This is a genomic window from Alistipes finegoldii DSM 17242, from assembly GCF_000265365.1.
GTDB lineage: Bacteria > Bacteroidota > Bacteroidia > Bacteroidales > Rikenellaceae > Alistipes > Alistipes finegoldii.
Genome location: NC_018011.1, coordinates 2,668,484 through 2,690,812, shown reverse-complemented (window position 1 = coordinate 2,690,812; position 22,329 = coordinate 2,668,484). Strand labels below are relative to the sequence as shown.

Annotated in this window: 15 protein-coding genes and 1 pseudogene; 5 read left to right on the top strand and 11 right to left on the bottom strand. The window is 58.9% G+C overall.

The window, feature by feature from the left end:
* Window positions 1-29: 29 nt before the first annotated feature.
* From ALFI_RS11665 to ALFI_RS11625, 9 genes are all read right to left on the bottom strand, one after another.
* Window positions 30-2,063, bottom strand: coding sequence for a peptidylprolyl isomerase (locus tag ALFI_RS11665; protein ID WP_009596114.1), 2,034 nt, complete (start codon window positions 2,061-2,063; stop codon window positions 30-32).
* 90 nt (window positions 2,064-2,153) lie between these two features.
* Window positions 2,154-3,416, bottom strand: a complete 1,263-nt coding sequence (locus tag ALFI_RS11660; protein ID WP_014775972.1) for a hemolysin family protein — start codon at window positions 3,414-3,416, stop codon at window positions 2,154-2,156.
* A 3-nt stretch (window positions 3,417-3,419) separates the two neighbouring features.
* Window positions 3,420-4,295, bottom strand: coding sequence for an LPS export ABC transporter periplasmic protein LptC (gene lptC / locus ALFI_RS16225; RefSeq protein ID WP_052312792.1), 876 nt, complete (start codon window positions 4,293-4,295; stop codon window positions 3,420-3,422).
* Between the two features lie 3 nt (window positions 4,296-4,298).
* Window positions 4,299-5,633: a tetratricopeptide repeat protein gene (locus ALFI_RS11650; RefSeq protein ID WP_014775970.1), complete on the bottom strand. Its 1,335-nt coding sequence runs from the start codon at window positions 5,631-5,633 to the stop codon at window positions 4,299-4,301.
* A gap of 116 nt (window positions 5,634-5,749) precedes the next feature.
* On the bottom strand, window positions 5,750-7,123 hold the full coding sequence (bamG, locus tag ALFI_RS11645) for a BamG family beta-barrel-assembly machinery protein (protein WP_014775969.1): 1,374 nt from the start codon (window positions 7,121-7,123) through the stop codon (window positions 5,750-5,752).
* A complete protein-coding gene (locus ALFI_RS11640; RefSeq protein ID WP_014775968.1) occupies window positions 7,098-7,838 on the bottom strand; it encodes a type III pantothenate kinase in 741 nt (246 codons plus the stop codon). Before ALFI_RS11640 ends, bamG begins: the two co-directional genes overlap by 26 nt.
* On the bottom strand, window positions 7,835-11,161 hold the full coding sequence (gene mfd / locus ALFI_RS11635) for a transcription-repair coupling factor (protein ID WP_014775967.1): 3,327 nt from the start codon (window positions 11,159-11,161) through the stop codon (window positions 7,835-7,837). Before mfd ends, ALFI_RS11640 begins: the two co-directional genes overlap by 4 nt.
* A 4-nt stretch (window positions 11,162-11,165) precedes the next feature.
* On the bottom strand, window positions 11,166-12,716 hold the full coding sequence (locus tag ALFI_RS11630; protein WP_009596110.1) for an Rne/Rng family ribonuclease: 1,551 nt from the start codon (window positions 12,714-12,716) through the stop codon (window positions 11,166-11,168).
* A gap of 485 nt (window positions 12,717-13,201) precedes the next feature.
* Window positions 13,202-13,474, bottom strand: a complete 273-nt coding sequence (locus tag ALFI_RS11625; RefSeq protein ID WP_009596092.1) for an HU family DNA-binding protein — start codon at window positions 13,472-13,474, stop codon at window positions 13,202-13,204.
* Window positions 13,475-13,949: 475 nt separating this feature from the next.
* On the opposite strand from ALFI_RS11625, the gene porX reads away from it, so the two are divergent.
* The 4 genes from porX to ALFI_RS11605 all read left to right on the top strand — a co-directional run bounded on the left by porX (window position 13,950) and on the right by ALFI_RS11605 (window position 18,225).
* A complete protein-coding gene (gene porX / locus ALFI_RS11620; RefSeq protein ID WP_009596052.1) occupies window positions 13,950-15,500 on the top strand; it encodes a T9SS response regulator signal transducer PorX in 1,551 nt (516 codons plus the stop codon).
* Window positions 15,501-15,917 carry a tRNA (adenosine(37)-N6)-threonylcarbamoyltransferase complex ATPase subunit type 1 TsaE gene (gene tsaE, locus ALFI_RS11615; RefSeq protein WP_014775965.1) on the top strand — a complete coding sequence of 139 codons (417 nt, stop codon included), beginning with the start codon at window positions 15,501-15,503 and terminating at the stop codon, window positions 15,915-15,917.
* A gap of 198 nt (window positions 15,918-16,115) precedes the next feature.
* Window positions 16,116-16,532: a polyketide cyclase gene (locus tag ALFI_RS11610; protein ID WP_009596069.1), complete on the top strand. Its 417-nt coding sequence runs from the start codon at window positions 16,116-16,118 to the stop codon at window positions 16,530-16,532.
* Between the two features lie 109 nt (window positions 16,533-16,641).
* The gene (locus ALFI_RS11605) at window positions 16,642-18,225 is read left to right on the top strand and encodes a MutS-related protein (protein WP_014775964.1); all 1,584 of its coding nucleotides are present in this window, start codon (window positions 16,642-16,644) and stop codon (window positions 18,223-18,225) included.
* Between the two features lie 45 nt (window positions 18,226-18,270).
* On the opposite strand, the pseudogene ALFI_RS11600 reads toward ALFI_RS11605, so the two are convergent.
* Together ALFI_RS11600 and ALFI_RS11595 are read right to left on the bottom strand one after the other, a co-directional pair.
* Window positions 18,271-19,404: pseudogene (locus ALFI_RS11600) on the bottom strand (acyltransferase family protein).
* 5 nt (window positions 19,405-19,409) lie between these two features.
* Entirely contained in the window at window positions 19,410-20,036 is a 627-nt protein-coding gene (locus tag ALFI_RS11595; protein ID WP_014775963.1) for an NUDIX hydrolase, read from the bottom strand.
* A 54-nt stretch (window positions 20,037-20,090) separates the two neighbouring features.
* Between ALFI_RS11595 and dpp5 the strand changes: the two genes are divergently transcribed.
* Complete coding sequence (gene dpp5 / locus ALFI_RS11590) at window positions 20,091-22,223, top strand: dipeptidyl-peptidase Dpp5 (protein ID WP_042493640.1); 2,133 nt, start codon at window positions 20,091-20,093, stop codon at window positions 22,221-22,223.
* The last annotated feature ends 106 nt before the right edge of the window (window positions 22,224-22,329 follow it).

The following is a 22,329-nucleotide window of genomic DNA, read 5'->3' as shown; positions in this document are numbered from 1 at the left end:
CGTTCTTTCTATGTCTCGAAAAATCGGGTTTAGAAATATTTTCCGCGCAGGTCCTGAATCTTGGCCATCTGCTGGATAGCCTGCACCGAGAACTGCTGGGCCATGCTCTCGGCCATAGCCTGCGCACGCACCTTCTCGCCTTCGGCAGTCTGCTTGTCCGAGGTCTGGATGTCATCCACCTCGAAGACATATACGCCGCTCAGACCTTTGACCGGAGCCGAGAGAACGCCTTTCTCGGTCGTAGACGAGATAGCGCCGATCAGACGGGGCTCGAAACCGGGACCGTTCACATAGAAAGCCCCGAAGGTCACGTTGTCGAAGTCTGCGACTTCGGTTCCGAGACTCTTGGCCTGCTCGTCGAGCGTGGAGCCGGAGAGTTCCTTCACGATATAGTCGTACTTCTTGTCGCGGAGTACCTGAGCACGGATCTGTGCCGAAACCTTTTCGAGGGGAGCGAATTCGTTGTCGTCGATCTCGGTCAGCATGGCGATCACATAATCCTTGCCTACCGGGAAGATTTCGGAAACATCGCCCACCTCGGCGCCGTAAGCCCAGCGGGCGACGTCGCGCGAATCCTCAAGACCGCGGATCGTACGCTCGCCCTGCGCCAGCGACGCGATGCGCGGCGTAACGGCGGCAGCCGAAGCGGCGTCGTTGAACGCTTCGACCGAACCTTTGGCGTTCACCGAGAAGGTGCCGGCCTGATTGTGGATGTCGCGGCGGGTAGCGGCCGAAGCCTCGACCGGGTAGGTGATCGAAGCGACCTGAACGTGCTTCGACGGTTTGTCGGCACGGTAAACCTGCATCAGCTGAATGGCGTCGCCGGAAGCGATCTTCACGATATCGCCGGTTTTCGCATTGGCAAGCGCTGCAGCGAATTCGCCCGAAAAGGCCGAGAACGGCATGACGCCCACCTCGCCGCCGTTGGCGGCGGTAGCGTCATAAACCGAATACTGCGCAGCGACCTGAGCGAAGTCGGCACCGCCCTTGAGCACGGTCAGCAGACTGTCGGCCAGCGCCTCCTGCGTATAGGGAAGTACGATGTGGCGGATGCCCATCGAGTCGGGAACGATCTTGGTATCCAGCGCGCGGGCCATCGTCCACTCGTTGTTCTTCAGTACGGGACCGTAGGTGGCGCCGTCGAGCAGGGCCTTGGCCTCCTCTTCCGAAAGCTGCTTCGCCGAGACGTAGTTGTCGGCGATTTTGCCGTTGCGGTTGGCGCGGACAAACGACTTCAGCTCTTCGGTGGCGGCGAACTGCGCGCCGACCTCGGCGACGCTCTTTTCGAGCGCCAGCATGTCGTCGTCGGTCGGAGAAACCTCGAACACGACATACGAAAGCGCACGCGACGGCGTCTGCTTGAACATGTTCTTGTGGCTGTTGTAATACGCCTTGATGTCGCTCGACTTGAGCTGAATCAGCGAATCGGGAACGGCCGAGTATTTCTTACCGGCCCACTTGCCGGCATAGGTGTTGTTGGCGGAGTTCACACCGTTGGCCACTTCGAGCGAGTTGACATACACACCGCCCTTGATCAGGCCGAGGAACTTGGCGACCTCGCGCTCCATGCGGGCCTGCTCGTTGAGCTGCGCCCAAGCCTGCTGCGCCTGCGCGTTGGCTTCGGCCTCGGAGAGGAACTGGTGAACGGCGGCGACGTTGTACTCACCCGTGCGGGGATCCGCGAAGGCATTGTAGAAAGCCTGCGAAGGATGCTGGCCGCTGACCATCGACATACGTTCAGGCTCGGTAACGCGAAGGCCCATCTTGTCGAATCCGGGAGTCAGCACGTATTTGCCGATCAGGGCCTGCCATGCAGCGTTGGCAAGCATCGCCGACTGCTGTTCGTTGCTCTCCTGAGCACCGCTCTGCGCCTTGACCTGCTCGTACTGGTTGTAATACTCCGAATAGTTGATCTTTTCACCGTCGATAACACCGACCCGGGGGTCGTTGCCTGAGAAGCCCATTTCGGTCTTCAGGGAGAGAATGAAAGCCAAGAGGGCGCCTGCGATGACAATCGACAGCACGATGCCGAACTTGGTGCGTAAAGTGTTTAAACTTGCCATATAAATTGTAAATTATTCGTATTGTTTCGAATTAGCAGTCAAAGGTAGTAAATTTATTCGGAAAAGGCCCTTATTATGCCATAAAAATTCTCACAACTTCCGGACCCGCGCCAAGTCGATCCGCGAACGCGTCGTACGCAGGATTCGCACCTGCAGACCGCCGACGAAAACGGTCTCTCCGGCCGTGGGAATCCCCTCGTAATTGAAGATGATGAAACCCGCCAGCGTATCGTATTCGCGGCTCTCCTCGATACCCAGACCGTATTTCTCATTGAGGTATTTCACTTCGAGACGGCACGAGAGGACATACTCGTCGGGACCGACCTGCTTTTCGGTCAGGTCGGGCACGTCGTGCTCATCCTCGATCTCGCCGAAAATCTGCTCCAGCACGTCTTCGAGCGAAATGACGCCCGCCGTGCCGCCGAATTCGTCGATCACCACGGCGATGTTGGTGCGATGCTTGATAAAGTTCTGCAGCACCAGTTGCAGCGGCATGGTTTCGGGGACGAAATTGACCTGCATCATCACGTCGGAAATACTGGCCGGACGGGTGAACAGACTCTTCGAGTTGATATAGCCGATGATGTTGTCGATGCTCTTGCGCCAGACGAAGATGCGCGAATACTTGGAATCGACGAAACGCGCCGTGAGCTGTTCGATGGTCGTATCGTCGATGTCCACGGCCTCGACGTCCACGCGCGGCACCATGCAGTCGCGCACCCGCAGGTCGGCGAAATCCAGCGCGTTCTGGAACAGCTTCAGCTCGTTGTCGGGTTCGGGACGCGGCTCGGAACTGTTGGTGTCGAGCAGCGACGCGAGGTCCTCGCGGTCGAAACTGTGCGTCGTCGTCCGCTCTTCGACGCGGCGGCCCGTCAGGCGCAGGATGCCGTGCGAAATGAGCGTCGTCAGCCGCGCGATCGGATAGAGCAGCAAATAGAAGAAATAGATTACCGGCGCCAGCGCGCGGTAATAGAAGTTCGGATTGTTGCGGAAGACCGACTTGGGCAGGAATTCCGCGAAAAAGATGATGATGACGGTCGAAACGGCGGTTTCGATCGCCACGGAACCGTTCCGGGCGATGCTCTCCCACCCCAGCGCGTAGAAAATACCGCGCAGCAGCAGCGACATGTAGAGCGAGTAGATGACCAGCGCGATATTGTTGCCCACCAGAATCGTGGTGATATACTGTCCGGGGTGGCGGGAGAATATATCCGCTATGCGGTCGAACATGCGGCTCTGCTTGCGGTCGATCTCCAGTTTCAGGCGGTTCTTGCTCGTAAAAGCGATCTCCATACCCGAAAAGAATGCCGACAGCAACAGCATCAGGACAATCAGTATGACCGAAGTAAGCATCTCTTATTGGGTTGATTGTATCTCGTCATCGTCCAGTTTCAGATCCACCGGCTTCATCTGCTGCTGTTCCGTTCTGGGCCGGGCTTCGGCAGGCTCCCCTGCGGGCGCCGGTCTGCCGGGCGCATCCTTGCGAACGGGCCGCCGGGCCGGAACCGGAGCGACGGCGGGCTTGACAGCGGGTTCGGGCATGGGTTGGCCGACGGATGCAGCGGCGGTTTTACCGGACTGCGGCGCAGGGACAGGTCCCGACGCCCCCGTCCGGGAGCCGGCAGTCGAGTCGGGAACGACCTCGACCTCCTGTTCGGTGGGTTTGACCTCGACCTCCATGCGGCCTTTCATGCGGCGGAAACGCCAGTCCTTGAACTCCTCGTCGGATTCGAAACCTTCGCCGATAAAGACGTCGCGTCCGTCGTTCTGCACGATTTTCGAATCGACGTTCGAATAGATCTTCTTGGTCTGCTGATTCCAGAACAACTGCTGCGTGTAGAGGTTCTTGCCGTCCGATTTGACGACCACGACATTGCCTTTGGCCTCCCACAATTTGCGGTTCTCGTAGTAGATGGCGTAATTGGCCGTCAGCACGGCATCGACCGTGGAGAGCGAATCGTCCTTGTAAGTGGTGATCTTGACTCCCTTGCGGAACTCGCGGTAAGGTTCGCGGGCCAGCGAATAGCCCTCGACCAGCGGAGTTACGAAATGGTAGGAACGGCGGCCGTTCTGCGATTCGACGATCGACAGATTTTCACTGTATTCGGTTCTCATCGTCTCTTCGGAAGCCGCAGCATCCTCCGCCTCGTCGCGTTCGCAGGAGAATAGCAAGATAGCACTCCCCATAACGGAGAGTGCTACCATGGCGTATCTTGCGATGAGCCTGTTCATTTATTAACGGGGACGTACGGAAGTCACGACACCGGCGGCCGTACCGCAGGTCACGGTATAGCGGGAACCGGCCTGCAGCTCGTTGAAGAAGCACTCCTCCGAGGTCGGGAAACGGCTGCGGAACGCATTCAGCGACGTTTTGGCAGACTCGATGTATTCCGAATCGGCAGGCAGCAGTTCGATGGCTTTCGACATCGTGTCGTAAGCGGCCCAGAAGGTAGCCTGACCGGCAAAACCGCCACAGTTGGCAGCCGAAATGGCATAGCACTGAGCCAGCACGTAATAGGGCACGCCGTCCTCAGGATTCAGGTCGCGGGCCTGACGCGCAGCGGAAGCGGCTCCGGGGATATCGTTTGCAACCAAGTCGATCAGCGCGATGCGCACCAGCAGCAGCTGACGCTCCGCAGGATCCTGCTCGACGGCAAGCGCCTCGTTGAGGTATTTGATCGCCTTGGCGTAATCGCCCTTGCTCTGGAAAGCCTGCGCAAGGAACATGGCGGTCTCCGAAGAGGGTTTCACGGCATAGTATTTCTCTGCGAGCGTGAAATAGAAGTCGCCGTCGCACTTGGCGCGCGACATCAGCGCCACGGCCTGCGCCAGCAGCGCCTCGTCGTCGGGAGCCGCTTCGAGCTTGCCGCGGAAGAGCTTTTCGAGGTTCTCGCAGCTTGCGGCACCGCTCAGACCGAACGCGGCGTCGAACTGTGCCTTGTACTCGTTGGCATTGGGATTCTTCTCGAAGAACGGCGTCAGACGGTCGTACTCGGCAATGATCTCGTCGGGCAGCACCTCGTCGGTGTTCTTGTAGTCGTCGCAGAGGTTGCTGAAATAAGCCACGACGGTTTCGGGATCGGTGTTGTCGCCGCCGGCCTCGATCGCGGCACGGAACGCCTCACGGATACCCTTGCGGTCGCTGGGCTTGTAGCGCAGGTACTCGCGTGCCTTCTGATCGAGAATGAAAGCGGCACCCTGCTTGGGATGGTCTCCGAAATACTTGGCGCGCAGGTCGTACATGAGCATCAGCGAGTCGATATACGTATTCTTCTCGGCGACGCTCTTGGCGCGGTTGATCTTGTTCTTGTAGATCACGGCGCCGCGCTGGTAGAACGAGACCGAAGCGGTCGGAACGCTGTTGATGAGTTCATTCAGATAATGAGCAGCGGCATTGTAGTCGCGGTTGTCGCACGACTCCTTGAGGAAGTTGCTGTTCAGAATGTTCTTTTCGCGTTGTTCGGGCGTGTCTCCCCACTTCTCGTACTGCGGAGCGCTGAAGTCCTGAGCCAGAGCCGTCGCCCCTACGAATACAAGAGCAGCGGAAAGCAGAATTTTAACGTTTTTCATCGGTCAGAGATTAATTTTTGTATTTAATTTTATATGTTTTAGTGTCCGTCGGATGTACCGAAATCCAATGCAATTTACTGCCGGTTCTCCAAAAGTGCAAATTTTCGGGTCAAAAACTAATCGTATTTAGGCCGCAGGAACCAGTACTCGCCGTTCTCGCTGCCGGCAAAGAGCGTGAAGCCGATCGAGAATTTGAAATACTGCTGCCGCACCAGTCCGAGGCGTTCGGCCAAGTTGTAACCGCGGCGGCCGTATTCGACGCCGACGTCTATGGACGAGATGGCGAGGAACTTCACGGGCACGCCGATACCCAGCGTCACGGCATACTGTCCCAGTTTGTCGCCGTTGTAGGTCTGGTTGTGGGTTCCGTAACGGAATCCGGCCCTGTAGGACCAGCGTTTCAGGAAATTACGCACATCGTAGCGGTTGGGGGTGTACTCCACGCCGGCCTTGATCGTATGCGTATCGGCATATGCCACCGCAAAGGCGCTCCGGTCCGGTCCGCTGACGCCGGTGGATTCGGTCTGCCTGTTGCGGCCGCCCCAGTCCTGATAGACGTAATCCACCCCCATCGTCCACTTGGAGGTCTGGTAGAAGGCGCCCACCGAAAGCTGACGGGGCAATACGAGTGCCAAATGCGTCGTATCGCCCTTTACGCTGGAGTTGTAGAGGTCGCCCACATAGATATTTTTCGTCACCGTGGGATTGAGGTCGCCGCCGAAATCATAGGCGGCGCCCAGCGTCAGGGCGCGTTTCTGATTCAGGATGGCGTTCCACTGCACGCCGATCTGTCCCTTGATGCTCGAAATGCTGTAGTTGTCGGTGCCTACCGTCGAAGAGTAGGAGCCGTCGCCCGTGATCGGGGTCGGGGTCATCACGAACGAACGGTCGATATCGCCCCAGTAATACTGCGCGGCGATACCCAGCGAGAAGTTCTTGAAAAGCTCCCAGCCGACGCCGAGTTTGACCTCCGTCACGTCGCCCTCGCCCTGATAGACGTATTGCGCGCGGCCGACGTTGCCCCATACGGGATCGGACGGATCGTAGTCATGGGTGTATTTGGTGCGGTAGCCTACCGAACTGTAAGGCGTGAGGCTGAAGCCCAGACCGAGCTTCTTGGCCAGCGGCAGCTGAAATGCGATGTCGTGGAAGTTGAAGGTGTTGTAGGCCGTGCTTTTCGACATGCCGTCGACCTTCTGGGAGTTGTAGTAATTCTGGCCCTCCAGCCCGAAGTTGAAGAGGAAACTCTTCTGCGGCGCGGCGCTGAAAGCCGCCGGATTGAGCAGATTGACCACGCCCGAACTGCGCATGGCCACACCTACACCGCCCATCGAACGCATCGGCAGGGTGCCGGGCGTGTTCTGTTCGCCGATGCCGTACATCGTGTAGGGAGAGAATGCGTTAATACTGCTTGTCTGGGCCGCTGAGGCATAGGGAATCATCACGGCTGCAATGACAACCAGTTTAATTAAGGTGTTCTTCACTTGCATTGTACTCTAAAATTCTATTCAATCCGCAAAAAACCAGATTACAATTTGCAAATATCGTATTTTTAATTCGTTTAACAAAGAAATTCGCGTCTCCTCCGGTAAAAATTACGCATAAATCCTCTATTTGGCTGCGCATGCGGGCCGCATAACCCTCGATCTCGAACGCGATTCCGTTCATCACGCCCAGCTCGATGGCCTGCCGGGTGGTAAGCCCCGCAAGCTCTTCGCTTTCGGTCGCAGCGCACAAAGGCAGTTTGGCCGTATAGTCGTGCAGCGCCCTGAAACGGGTCTTCATGCCCGGCGATATGCATCCGCCGCGAAACGTTGCGTCGGCCGTCACCAGATCGATGGTCACCGCCGTACCGAAATCGACGATCAGCACGTTGCGGCCCGGATAAAGCACCGTGGCGCCGACCGCCGCGGCCAGCCGGTCGCGGCCCAGCGTTTCGGGCGTCAGGTAGGCGTTGCCGATGGGTACGGGCGTCTGCGAAGAGAACTCCAGCAGATACTCCACGCGCGGCCGGAGCAGATCGGCTACTTCGTCCACTTCGCCGCGCGTCGAAGCCACGACGGCCCGGCGCACGGGCCATGCCGCGAACAGCTCTTCGAGCATCGACGGATGCAGCCGCTCCACGCAGCGCTGAAAAACGATCTCCCCCCGGTCGAAAACAGCGAGTTTCACGAGGGTGTTTCCGATATCTACTACTAAATTCAAAGCTGCTGCAACGTTTTATATGCGTCTTCAATGTCTTTGACATTCCTAACGGTCATCGCCAGACGATTATTGTGCTGTTTCAACACAAATCTGCCGGGATTCTGCGTGACCTTGCGGAGCAGGTCCATGAAAGTGTCGCTCTTGTAGTAGGGCGAGTCCTGCTCGCCGACGAAATGCACGATCATCAGCCCGTTCTTGACCTTCACGCGCTCCATGCCCAGCCGGATCGCCTCCCAGCGCAGGCGCACCACGTTGAGCAGCTCCTCGGTTTCACGCGGCAGAGGGCCGAAACGGTCCGCCAGACGCTCTCCGAAGGCCAGCAGCGCCTCCTCGTCCTTGGTCGAATCCAGCTCCCGGTAGAGCTTCAGGCGCTCGGCCTGCTGCGCCACATAGGAGTCGGGAAGACCGGCTTCGACCTCGATTTCGATATGCGCGTCGTCGATATAGCGCAGCTGCTCGACCACCTCCTGTTCCGAATCGTTCAGGCCCGCGACATGCAGTCCCTCGGCGCGCAGTTCGGCAATCGCTTCGTTCATGATCTTCTGATAGGTCTCGAAACCGATATCGGCGATGAATCCGCTCTGCTCGGCTCCCAGCAGGTTGCCCGCGCCGCGGATATCGAGGTCCTGCATGGCGATATTGAAGCCCGATCCCAGATCGGAGAACTCCTCGATGGCCCGCAGGCGGCGGCGCGCATCGGACGACAGCAGCTCGTCGGGCGGCGAAAGCAGGTAGCAGTAGGCTTTCTGATTGCTGCGGCCCACACGTCCGCGCAGCTGGTGCAGGTCGCTCAGGCCGAAGTTCTGGGCATTGTTCACGATGATCGTATTGGCATTGGGAATGTCAATGCCGTTCTCGACGATGGTCGTGGCGACCAGCACGTCGAATTCCCCGTAGATAAAGTCCATGATCAGCCGCTCCAGCTTCTCGGCGGGCATCTTGCCGTGCCCCACGCCCACGCGGGCCTTGGGGCAGATGCGGGTGATAAGCCCCTGCATGGTCATCAGGTCCTCGACGCGGTTGTGGACGAAGTAGACCTGTCCGCCGCGCGCGAGTTCCGTTTCGACGGCGTCGCGGATGATCTCCTCCGAGAAGACGTGCGATTCGGTGACGATCGGCTGCCGGTTGGGCGGCGGCGTCGAGATGACCGAAAGGTCGCGCGAACCCATGAGCGAGAATTGCAGCGTTCGCGGAATCGGCGTCGCCGTGAGAGTCAGCGTATCGACGTTGACCGCCAGCTGCGTCAGCTTCTCCTTGGCCGCCACGCCGAATTTCTGCTCCTCGTCGATAATCAGCAGCCCCAGATCGCGGAATACGATCTGTTTGCCCAGAATCTTGTGCGTGCCGATCAGGATGTCGATACGGCCAGCTTCGAGGTCGGCGCGGATCTGCGACACCTCTTTGGCCGTTTTGGTGCGGTTGAGATACTCGACCCGCACGGGGAAGTTGCGCAGACGCTCCGAAAACGAGCGGTAGTGTTGCAGGGCGAGAATCGTCGTCGGCACCAGCACGGCGACCTGCTTGCCGTCCACGGCCGCCTTGAACGCTGCGCGGATCGCCACCTCGGTCTTGCCGAAGCCCACGTCGCCGCAGACCAGCCGGTCCATCGGCTGGTCGGACTCCATGTCCTTCTTGACGGCCGCCACGGTCGTCTGCTGGTCGGGCGTGTCCTCCCACTGGAACGACGCCTCCAGCTCGTGCTGCAGATAGCTGTCGGGCGTAAATGCGAATCCCTTGCTGGCCTTGCGTTTGGCATAGAGGGCGATCAGCTCGCGCGAAATATCCTTGACGGCCTTCTTGGTGGCGTTCTTGAGCTTCTGCCATGCGCCGTTGCCCAGCTTGTAGACCTTCGGCGGCTCGCCGTCGCCCGACTTGTAGCGCGAAATGCGATGGAGCGAATGGACGTTCACGAACAGCACGTCTCCATCCTTGTAGACCAGTTTGATCGCCTCGTGCGCCTTGCCGTTTTCGTTGATCTTCACAAGCCCGTCGAAGCGGCCCACGCCGTGGTCGATATGCACCACATAGTCGCCCGGCCGCAGCTGGTTCAGCTCGGCGACGGTCATCTGTTCGTCGCGCCTGATCTCGCCGTTGATGCGGTAACGCTGGTAGCGGTCGAAAATCTGATGATCGGTATAGAGGCACAACTTCAGGTCGTTGTCCACGAAACCCTCGTGCAGCGTCACCGAAAGGGGCCGCACGACGGCCTGCCCGCGTCCGATCTGGTGAAAGATGTTTTCGAGACGCTCGACCTGCACCTTGTTTTCCGAGAGGATATAGGTCGTGTACCCGCGCAGCGAATTGCGGATCATGTCGTCGGCCAGCATCTCGAAATTCTTGTTGAACTTAGGCTGGGGAGCCGTATCGAACTCTACGGCCGCCGTGGCGGGACGCTCCGGCAGGTTGTCGCGCAGGGCGAGCATCCGGCAGTTCGCCAAATCGCCGAGCAGTGCGTTACGGCTGGTCATCAGGCGGTCGATCTCCTCAGGACGTTCCATGTCGGCAAGCGTCTTGCGGCGGATATCGTTCACCCGACGCAGCACGTAATCGGCGTCGTAGAACCAATAGGCCGCCGCGTCGCCCGCAAACTGCACGAACGACACCTTCGCCGCCCCATCGCCGGCATTGAGGTTGGGAATGATCTCCACCCGGTCGAGTTTGTCGGCCGAGAGCTGGCTCGAAATGTTGAAACGGCGGATCGAGTCCACCTCGTCGCCGAAAAAGTCGATACGGTAGGGTTTGCTTTCCGAGAAGGAGAAGACGTCCACGATACCGCCGCGCACCGAATACTGGCCCGGCTCATAGACGAAATCGACGCGGGTGAAGTTCGCATCGACGAGCGCGTCCTCCAGCACGGCGATCGAGATACTGTCGCCGACTTTCACGGCGATCGTGTCCCGCCGGAGGGTTTCGGCGTCGGCGACCCGCTCGACCAGCGCTTCGGGATAGGTGCAGACGATCAGATACCCTTTCGTGAAGCCCTTCACGGCGCTCATCGCCGCCGTGCGCTGCACCACGCCCTGCGCATCTTCGGCGCCGTAGGCCACCGAACGCTTGTAGGAGGAGGGGAAGAAATAGACCTGCTTCTCGTCCAGCAGGTTATAGAAGTCGTTCATCAGGTAGGCCGCAGCGTCGCGGTCCTCGGCGACGAAGACGTGTACGCCCCCGGTTTTCGCCGCAGCGGCAGCGGCATAGAACGAAAGAGCGCCGCCGACCAGCTCTTTCAGATGGACGGTTGCGCGCTCTTTCTTATATTCGCGGCACAGGCGGGGCAGGGCTTTCGACCCGGCGGCGAACTGCGCCAGCTGCTCGCGGGCAGTCATACGGTTACTTGTTTATCAGGTCGTTGTCCTTGCGGTCGTGGTAATGGACCTCGACGATACCGAGACTCTGGTCGGCGACGACATGCAGCCGCACCTTGTATTTCCACTGCCAGCGGCGGCGCAGCGACCAAAGGCCCTGCTTGAGGAAGGAGGCCACATAGGGGCTTACGACCAGCTTGATATATTTGTGACCGCGGTCATGCGTAAGGAACGAAATCTGGTTCTCGATCTTCTTGTCCAGCAGCACCGTCGGTTCGATCTTGCCCGATCCGTTGCAGGTCGGGCAGACGTCCGAAACCTCCTCCACGGCCACGGGACGCACCCGCTGGCGGGTGATCTGCATCAGGCCGAACTTGGTGAGCGGCAGGACCGTGTGCTTGGCCTTGTCGGTAGCCATCAGCTTCACCATTTCGTCGTAGAGCGCCTGCCGGTTCTGCGCCTTGCGCAGGTCGATGAAGTCGATGATGACGATGCCGCCCAAGTCGCGCAGACGCAGCTGGCGGGCGATTTCGGCCGCAGCGGCCAGATTGACGTCCATCGCCGTCTGCTCCTGATTGTCCTCGGCCTTGGTGCGGTTGCCCGAATTGACGTCGATGACGTTCATGGCCTCCGTATGCTCGATAATGAGGTAGGCGCCGCGGCGCAGCGAGACATATTTGGCGAAGAGCGACTTGATCTGCTTCGAGATGTCGAAGTTGTCGAAAATGGGCACGTTGCCGCGGTAGAGTTTGACGATCTTCTCCTTTTCGGGTTCGATCTGCCTGATATAACCGCGGATGTCGTTGTACATCGCCTCGTCGTCCACGGCGATCTGCGAGAACGAACCGTTCAGCGAGTCGCGGATGATCGTATTGGCGCGGTTCATCTCGCTCATCAGCTGGGCGGGAGCCGTGTTTTTCTTGATCGCCGCGCAGGTCTTGCGCCAGCGGTCGATCTGGGTCTGGATGTCGTGTTCGATATCCTCGTCCTTGGCCTCCATGGCCGCAGTGCGGATGATGACGCCGAAATTCTTGGGCAGCACGGCGGCGGCGATCCGCTTCAGGCGTTTCTTCTCGTCCACCGAACGGATCTTCTGCGACAGGAAGACCTTCGACGAGAAGGGCACCAGCACGACGTTGCGTCCGGCCAGCGAAATATCGGCCGTCAGACGGGGCCCCTTGGTCGAGATGGCCTCCTTGGCGATCTGCACCATGATGTTTTGGCCGACCTGCAGGTAGTCGCCGATCTTGCCCGACTTCTCCACGGGCGGTTCGAGCTTCATGCTCTCGACGCGCAGGCCCCGTTTGCCGGGCTGCTGCGAAGCGACGAGCTTCTGCAACGAAAGAAACTGACCGCCCAGATCGAGATAATGGATAAAGGCGTCCTTTTCGTGTCCTATATTGACGAATGCCGCATTGAGACCCGGCATGATCTTACGTACTTTTCCGAGGTAGATATCCCCGACGGCGAACCCGGTCTGACACTGCTCCTTGTTGAGTTCGACAAGGACCTTGTCCTCGCACAACGCGATGGAAATTTCGGTCGGGTTGACGTTTACAATTAATTCTCTGTTCATCTATATCGTGTGTCGCGCTCCGGAGACGAAGACGCGGAATACTGAAATCGGTTAGGCCGCTTTTTGGTCTGAAGTGGCGGCGAACTCCAAAGGATAAAAACCGTGCGGACCCGTCGTCCGGCACGCGGTCCGGGCGCGGAAAGGCCCCGGACTATTTTTTGCGGTTATCGTGGAGTCCGCCCCGAAACGCCCTCGGAAGAGGATCGGGAAAGGTTAGGACTCCCGGAAACGGCGGCTCCGCACCGAGTCCCATGCCCCGGAAGCAGGATGCCGTCACGAAAAACCGCTGAAAAATAGGTAAAGCTAAAAGAACTTGGGGTTCCTTTAGCTTTATCTATCGTTTAGCACTAAAGTGCTACCCTACTTTTTCTTGTGACGGTTCTTACGCAAACGTTTTTTGCGTTTGTGGGTAGCCATCTTGTGTCGCTTATGCTTCTTTCCGTTTGGCATAGTCCTTGATTTTTTGAGGTTCTTATTTATTTAAATTATTTCACCTTCGCCGCAAAGCTCTTGGCGGGCTTGAAAGCGGGAATGTTGTGTTCGGGAATGGTAATGGTCGTATTCTTCGAGATGTTGCGGGCAACCTTCTTGGCGCGCTTCTTTACGATGAAACTGCCGAAACCACGGAGATACACGTTGTTCTTGTTGGTCAGCGACGTCTTGATGCTATCCATGAAAGCCTCAACGATTGCCTGTACCTGCACCTTTTCAACTCCGGTGCTCTTAGCGATTTCGCTTACGATATCTGCCTTTGTCATTTCTATATAGTATTAAATTATTAAGTTCGTGTGAAGACATTCGGACTGCAAATATACGCTTTATTTACATTTTAGCCAACAAACCGCAGTTTTTTTTCATTATTTTTCCCGCAGTCCTCTACCTGCCACTGAAACAGTACGATAACAAATATCGGGCAAAACTCGCCCGAAAATTAAAATATTATGTGTCAGGCAATTATTCCCCGTCGGACTCCGTCGGACGGACGACACGGCAATCAATTATGGATCAGCAACATAGTCTCTAAGCGCCCAAAAGCGCCCCGACCTTTTGGGAACAAAAATATACCCAAAACACCATCCGGAATTCCGGCGTGCAGGGGCGGAAATCCCGCCCTGCACGCCGGCGCCGAAGCGGTTATATTCCGCGCCGGAAAATACGGGGACTCAATAAACGCCCGGTTTTTGCGTTTGATAATAAAATAACTAATTTTGCAAACTAAATTCCGCTAACGGTATGGTCAAAATACTCTGGGTGGACGACGAGGTCGAACTGCTGAAGCCCCACGTCCTGTTCCTCAAACAGAAGGGCTACGAAGTAGACACCTGCAACAACGGCTACGACGCGATCGACATGGCTTCCGAAGGGGCCTACGACCTGATAATCCTCGACGAAATGATGCCCGGTATGACGGGACTCGAAACGCTCCCCAAGATCAAGGAGGTGCGCCCCACCACGCCCGTCATCATGGTGACCAAGAGCGAGGAGGAGAACATCATGGACAAGGCCGTCGGCTCGAAGATCGCCGACTACCTCATCAAGCCCGTGAACCCCAATCAGGTGCTGCTCTCGATCAAGAAGAACGTCCACCAGCAGCAGCTCGTCACCGAGCAGACCACGGCCGACTACCGTTCGGAATTCGGACGCATCTCCTCGTCGCTGCAGATGGCCGAGACCTTCGGCGACTGGTGTTCGCTGTACCGCAAGCTGGCCAACTGGGAGGTCGATCTTTCGGAATCCACCGACCAGAGCATCAAGGAGGTGCTGACCTACCAGAAAACCGAGGCCAATCAGGAGTTCTGCAAGTTCGTGCGCCGCAACTACTACAACTGGATCAACAGGCGTTCGGAAGACACTCCCGTGATGTCGCACACGCTGATGCGCACCAACATCTTCCCGGTGGCTGACGAGAATCCGAAGACCACGCTGCTGCTGATCGACAACTTCCGCTACGACCAGTGGCGGTCGATCTCCTCGCTGCTGAGAGGCTATTACGACGTGGCGCAGGACGATTTCTACTGCGCTATCCTGCCCACGGCCACCCAATACGCCCGCAACGCCATATTCGCGGGACTGATGCCGCTGGCCATCGACAAGCTGATGCCCAACAAATGGCTCAACGACAACGAGGAGGGCGGAAAGAACCAGTACGAGGAGGAGTTCCTCAAACGGCTGATGGCCCAGAACGGCAAGAACTGGAAATTCTCGTTCGACAAGCTCGTGCGCCCGGAGCAGGGCCGCAAACTGGTGGACAATATACAAAAGGTGTACGACGCCGACTTCTCGGTCATCGTCTACAATTTCCTCGACATTCTCTCGCACGCGCGCACCGAAACCGACATCATCCGCGAACTCACCGAGGACGACGCGGCGTTCCGCTCGCTGACGCGCTCGTGGTTCGAACATTCGGACCTCTACACCATCCTCAAACTCCTCTCGGAACGGGGACACACGGTGGTTATCACCTCCGACCACGGCACCATCCGCGTGGACAATCCGGTGAAGGTGACCGGCGACCGCGAGACTTCGGCCAACCTGCGCTACAAAACGGGCCGCAACTTGGCCTACAACTCCCGCGACGTCTACGAAGTGCTCAAGCCCGAAGACGTGCAGCTTCCGTCGAGCAACCTCACGTCGAGCTACATCTTCGCCTACAATTCGGATTTTCTGGTTTACAACAACGACGCGAACCGCCATATCCGCTACTACCGCAATACATTCCAGCACGGCGGCATCTCGATGGAAGAGATGATCGTGCCCTACATCGTCTTAAAACCCAAACAATAGATGAAAACCATCCATATCACCTCGCAGGACGACCTGCCGGACGTCGCCGAAGCGGTCATCGAAGCCCTCGGCCGCCGCACGGTAGTCGCCTTCCGCGGAGAAATGGGCGCCGGAAAAACGACGCTGATCCGCGAAATCGCCGCGCAGCTGGGCGCGACGGACACCGTAACCAGCCCCACGTTCGCCATCGTCAACCAGTACAAGGGCAAGGGCGGCCGCCGCATCCACCATTTCGACTTCTACCGCATCAACGACGTCCGCGAAGCTTACGACTTCGGCTACGAAGAGTATTTCTATTCGGGCGACCTCTGTCTGGTCGAATGGCCCGAAAAGATCGAGCAGCTGCTGCCCGACAACGTGATGACGGTACGCATCACCGTGGACAGCGACACGGCCCGCACGTTCGAGATCGACTGACACTCCGAGCCTGCACATACGTCCGGCAACACGCCCCGCTACACCGGGCAGGTTGCCGGGCGGTTCATGTTCCGCCCCCGGCGGCGGACAATTTGCCCGTCCCGCGAAAAATCACTACTTTTGCAGGCGGCAGGCTCCGGAAGGGATAAACTCAGGCCGGCCCTGCGCTGAAATCCGATTCACCCATTAAATACAACCATGCAGGAATACATCTCCAAACAGCAACAGATTTTGCGTCCCGCCGAACAGATTTACGCCGTCATCAGCCGTTTCGACAACCTGACGCCCGCCGTGGCAGACAAGGTCGAGGAGTGGCAGGCGACCGAAGACACCTGCTCGTTCAAAGCCAAAGGCTTCACCGTAAAGCTCCGCATGGAGGAGCGCGAAGCGCCCCGGCACGTCAAGATCGTCGCCGACGGCGGCGGAGTGCCGATGGACTTCGCATTCTGGATCCAGCTCCACAAGGTCTCGGACACCGACACCCGCATGCGGCTGGTGCTGCACATCGAGCTGAATATGATGATGAAAATGATGATCGGCGGCAAACTCCAAGGCGGACTGGATCAGATCGCCGAAGGCATCGCCAAGGCGATGAACGCCGCACCGCAATATTAACGCAGAGGCGGCACGGAATGTGGGACCGCATGCGATACGGCCCCCCTGCCCACCGCCCCGCATCCGACCGGCCGTTCCGGTCGGACGCCAGAACAACCGACACGCGACCATGAAACCTACTGCATACCTGACAACCTTTTTGGGGCTTCCCGGAGCATCCGGCGAAAAACGGGCCGCGTGTAATTTCGACCTGACAAGCCGTTATTTCTACAACGTCTCTTCGGAAGAGAGCTCTTTTCAGACCATCGACGCCGAGACCACGGCCGACCTCGACCTCAACGCCGTATTCGAGCGTATCGACCGCACCGCCTCCAAACCGGGACAGCAATACCTGTACGCCCGTCTGAGGACCCTGCGCGGCACGGAAGAGGTGCAGGAGTTCGGTCGCAGGACGGATCATTTCGCCGGGAACACCGGACATGCCGAACAATGCGCGAAACACCTTTCGCGGCTCTCGGACGACGACGCCTACGACCTGCAAAACCTGATTTTCGACAAACCGGAGCAGGTGCGCCGCATCGCTCTCGTCTACCTGCTCTCGGCCGCAGCCGTGCTGTCGCTGCTGCTGAGCTTTCTCTATCCGCTGCTGCTGTTGCTGTTCCTTGCCGTCTTCGCCGCGAACATGTATATCCATTACAGCAACAAGCTCAACATTTCGATCTATGCTTCGGCCGTGAAACAGTTGTCGCTGGCGCTGCGGACCGCCCGGCATCTCGCGGCCGAGGAGGTTCCCGGCACGGAGGAGGCCCTGAAGGTCATCCGTCAGGTCTCCGAGGTCGAACGGCGCAGCCGCGTGGTCGGCACGCAGGGCGACAGCGCCAACGAGCTGGCCGCGGCCGTATGGCTGGTGCTCGAACTGCTGAAGGCGGCCTTCAACGTCGAGGTGATTCTCTTCCACCGCTTCATCGGCAGCATCATAGCGCGCCGCGACGCCATCCACGGACTGTTCCGGTTCATCGGAGAGACCGACGCCGCGATTTCGGCGGCACGCCTGCGCGGCGAAACGCCGACCTGCCGCCCGGAATTCACCGACGGGAAATACCTGCGGACCGAGGAGGTCGTACATCCGCTCATCGAGAACTGCGTGCCCAACACGCTGGAGCTGGACGGCACGGGGCTGCTGCTCACCGGCTCCAACATGTCGGGCAAGACTACGTTCATCCGCACGCTGGTGCTCAACGCCCTGCTGGCCGAGACGCTCGACATTTGCTTCGCCGAGGCCTACACGGCTCCGTACATGAAGATTTACAGCTCGATCCGCATCTCGGACGACATCGCCGAAGGGACGAGCTATTACCTGCAGGAAGTACTGACCGTCAAACGGTTCATCGACGCATCGCAGGAGCCGGCGCCGTGTCTGTTCGCCCTCGACGAACTTTTCAAGGGCACGAACACGACCGAACGCATCGCCGCCGGAAAAGCCGTACTGGCGCATCTCAACCGGGGACCGCATCTCGTGCTGGTATCGACGCACGACGTCGAGCTGGCGGAGCTGCTCCGCAAAGACGGCTACGAACTGCACCATTTCCGCGAGGAGGTGATCGGCGGGAAGCTGGTCTTCGACTACCGGCTGCACACGGGACCGCTCACCACCCGCAACGCCATCCGGATTCTGGAAATGTACGACTATCCGCGCGACCTGATCGCGGAAGCGTACGAGGTGCAGGAGAAACTGACGGAGAAATCGAACTGACGACACGAAAACGCGACTCCGGCTGGAGTCGTCCGTGCGACAAAATTACCCCTGCACCGGTTTGCGCTGCATGAAGCGGCGTTTGAGCCACCCGCGCACCGGTTCGTCGTACAGACGCAGGCACAACCACGCCAGCAGGATGCTGCCGCCATAGACCAGTGCACCGTACCCCAGTGCTTCGGGCCATGCGGGACGGGTATCGACCACCCACGCAGTATAAATATAGACGAACGGATAGTGCGTGATATACAGCGGATAGGAGATATCGCCCAAGAAACCGCAGACCTTTTTCGACTCCCGGTCCGTGACTTTGCCGCCCGCGCCGGCCGCTACGACCAGCGGGAAGAGGACGATGATGCACACGGCGTCGTAGAGACCGTTCAGCCACAAGCGGTCCGTCCCCAGATGCGGCATGGCCAGCACGGCGACGACGCAGAGACTGCAAAGCCAGAAAGCGCCGCGCAGACGGACCGGCTTTCCGACGCGCGACAGCAGCAGTCCGGCGATAAACGGATAGGCCAGCCGCGTGAAACCTACGCCGAGCTGTTCGCCGTCGAGCGCCCAGCCGCCGATCATATCGCCCTGCGTCACGGCGAGACGCACCGTAAAGCATGCCGCGACAACGGCGAGCGCCCCCAGCAACAGCTTCGAAAGACGCCGCAGGACAAGGGCATAGCAGATATTGGCGATATACTCGAAGAAAAGCGACCATGCGGGGCCGTCCAGCGGATAGGTCTCACTCCAGCCGCGAATATCCATCGACGGCGGCACGGGAATCATCAGACACCCCAGCAGCAGGATCAGAAGCATGCGTCCGACCGGAACGCCGGCGATCATTTCGTAAGGTCCTCAGGCGCCGAAGGAGAACGCCGCAGCGCCGATCAGCATGCCCATCACTACCATGGGATGCAGGCGGATCAGACGGCGCTTGAAGAAATCGCGGTAGGTCATGCGTCCCCAGCGGTCGTCGTAGGCATAGCCGATGACGAAGCCCGAAAGGACGAAGAAGAAATCGACGGCCAGATAGCCGTGGTTGATGATCTGGTCGGCATGGCTCGCGGCATGCGCCTCGAAAAGATGAAAAGCCACGACGACCAGCGACGCGACGCCGCGCAGACCGTCGAGGATCGCATAATGGGGCTTCGAGTCGGGATAGGCGGAAGCGGAGATTGAAAGCATATGGATCAGCGTTTTTTATCGTCAGACAAGCAGGCTTCGAGCCGTTCGAGCACGGCTCGCACCGTGGGGAAACTCCCGGCGGCATGGGCCATCGCTTCGGCCGGAGTGCACCAGACGACCGTCTCGATCCCCTCTTCGGTCTGCGGTACGAGGTCGCCGCAGGCCGCCGCGCGCAGTTCGTACCAATGGGTGCGTTTCAGCTCCCAGCGTTCGGTCTTCGGGAAATAATAGGCGTGCCACGTCCGGCACAGCGGCCGCACCGGTTCGGCGCACACGCCCGTCTCCTCGACGATTTCGCGCACGGCGCACGCTTCGATGCGCTCGCCGCATTCGAGATGTCCCTTGGGCAGGTCCCAGCGGCCGTTGCGGCGCATCATCAGCCACTCGCCGCGGTCGTTCACCACCACGCCGCCCGCCGCTTCGATCTGCGTAAAATCAGCCGCAAAAGAGCGGAACGCCGCGTCGGGATCGGCAGAAACGACTGCGACGCAGTTGTGCGATTCGAGAATTTTCGTTACCTTCGCTCGTGATAGGTCCGCCGGATCTGCGGGCACGACGGCATAGCATTCGCCGCCGAGCGCGTCCGAAGTGAAAATCACGGATTTATCTGCAAAATATACGGTATGGTTCATGCCGATCGGATTTGAATGCAAAAATACGAATAAATAGAAGAAACCCGACCGAAAATGAAAAAATTACTCCTTTTTATGGCTATTGCAGCTACGGGACTGAGCGCATGCGACAGCAGGCGGCCGCAGCCCCTTACCATCGACAATGCCCTGACGGCCGATGAGATCGCCACAGGCATTCTCACCCCTGAGGTGATGTGGAAAATGAGCCGTGCAGGCTCCTCGTCGCTCTCGCCCGACGGGCGTACGCTCCTCTATGCGCAGACCGACTACAACATGGCCGAAAACCGCGGCGTGACGACCATCTGGGTCGAAGACCTTGCGACCAAGGCCGTGACGCGCCTGACCGACACCGCGTCGAACAACGCCGATCCCAAGTGGAGCGCCGACGGGGAGAAGATCTACTTCCTCTCGGACCGCAGCGGCTCGATGCAGGTATGGGAAATGACGCCCGCAGGCGGCAACGCCAGACAGCTCTCGGCATTCGACAAGGACGTCGAAGGCTTCGGCATCAGTCCCCGCGGCGACAAGGCGTGGTACGTACAGCGCGTCGAGGTCTGCGACCGCAAGTCGTCGGACGTCTACAAGGACATGGACAAATCGAAGGCCCGCATCTACGACGACCTGATGGCCCGCCACTGGAATTACTGGGACGAGGGTTCCTACCTGCATATCTTCGTCGGCGACTTCGGAGCCGAGGGGCTGAAGCCCGGCGTGGACATCATCGGCAAGGACGCCGCGTGGGACGCTCCGCTGGCACCCTACTTCGACATGGCCGAAATCGCGTGGAACAACGCCGGAACGATGCTGGCGTACACCTGCAAGCCGCTGACCGGCACCGAGTACGCCGTTTCGACCGATTCGGACATCTTCGTCTACGTCCTCGAAAACGGCGTGACGCAGAACATCTGCAAACCCGTAAACGTCAATACCGGCGAACCGATCGCAGACATGGCCACGATGGCGGGTTACGACAAATACCCCGTCTGGTCGCCCGACGACCGGCAGATCGCGTTCCTCTCGCAGCGCCGTGCCGGCAACGAGTCGGACAAGGCGCGCCTGTTCCTCTACGACTGCCAGACGGCCCAAATGCAGGACCTGACCGAGGATTTCGACTACAACGCCATGAACGTCGTCTGGAGCGGCAGCGACATGCTCTACTTCATCGCCCCGATCGAAGCCACGCACCAGATATGCCGCATCGCGCCTTCGGTCGGCGAAGTCGAAGTGGTGACCCGCGGCGACCACGACATCAACGCCTTCTCGATGGCGGGCGACAGGATCGCCGCCGAAATGTGTACGATCTCGATGGCCACGGAGTTCTTCGACGTGAATCCCGCCGACGGCACGCTGACGCAGATTTCGGCCATCAACAAACCCGTCTACGACAATATCAGAATGGGCGAGGTGCAGAAACGCTGGGTCAGGACCACCGACGGCAAACAGATGCTGACGTGGGTGATCCTGCCGCCCGACTTCGATCCCGCCAAGAAATACCCCACGCTGCTCTACTGTCAGGGCGGTCCGCAGAGCGTCGTTTCGCAGTTCTGGAGCTACCGCTGGAATTTCCAGCTGATGGCGGCGCAGGGTTACGTCGTCGTTGCGCCCAACCGCCGCGGCCTGCCCTCGTTCGGACAGGAGTGGCTCGACCAGATTTCGGGCGACTATTCGGGCCAGAACATCCGCGACTACCTCTCGGCCATCGACGACGTGGCGAAGGAGCCGTGGGCCGACGAGACCCGCATGGGATGCGTCGGCGCATCGTACGGCGGATATTCGGTCTATTTCCTGGCCGGATGCCACGAGAAACGGTTCAAGGCCTTTATCTCGCACTGCGGCATCTTCAACTTCGAGTCGATGTACGGCCAAACCGAGGAGCTGTTTTTCATCAACAACGATTACGGAGGTCCCTACTGGGATCGGTCGAATGAAGTCGCACAGCGCTCCTACGCCAATTCGCCGCACAAATTCGTCGAGAAATGGGACACGCCCATGCTGATCTTCACGGGCGAATACGACTTCCGCATCCCCTACACGCAGTCGCTCGAAGCGTTCACCGCCGCCCGCGTCCGCGGAATCCCGGCCCGTCTGGTGGAGTTCGAAAACGAAGCCCATCAGGTGTTCAAACCCCAGAACTCGCTCGTCTGGAACCGCGAGTTCTTCGGCTGGCTGAACAAATACGTAAAATAACCGTCCGAAAGGCTCGATATTGAAGGCCGTCCGAATCGTCGGGCGGCCTTTATCGTTCGCCAAGCAAACCTTTTCGCTCTTTCTTAAACCATTTCAGCCCGTCCGC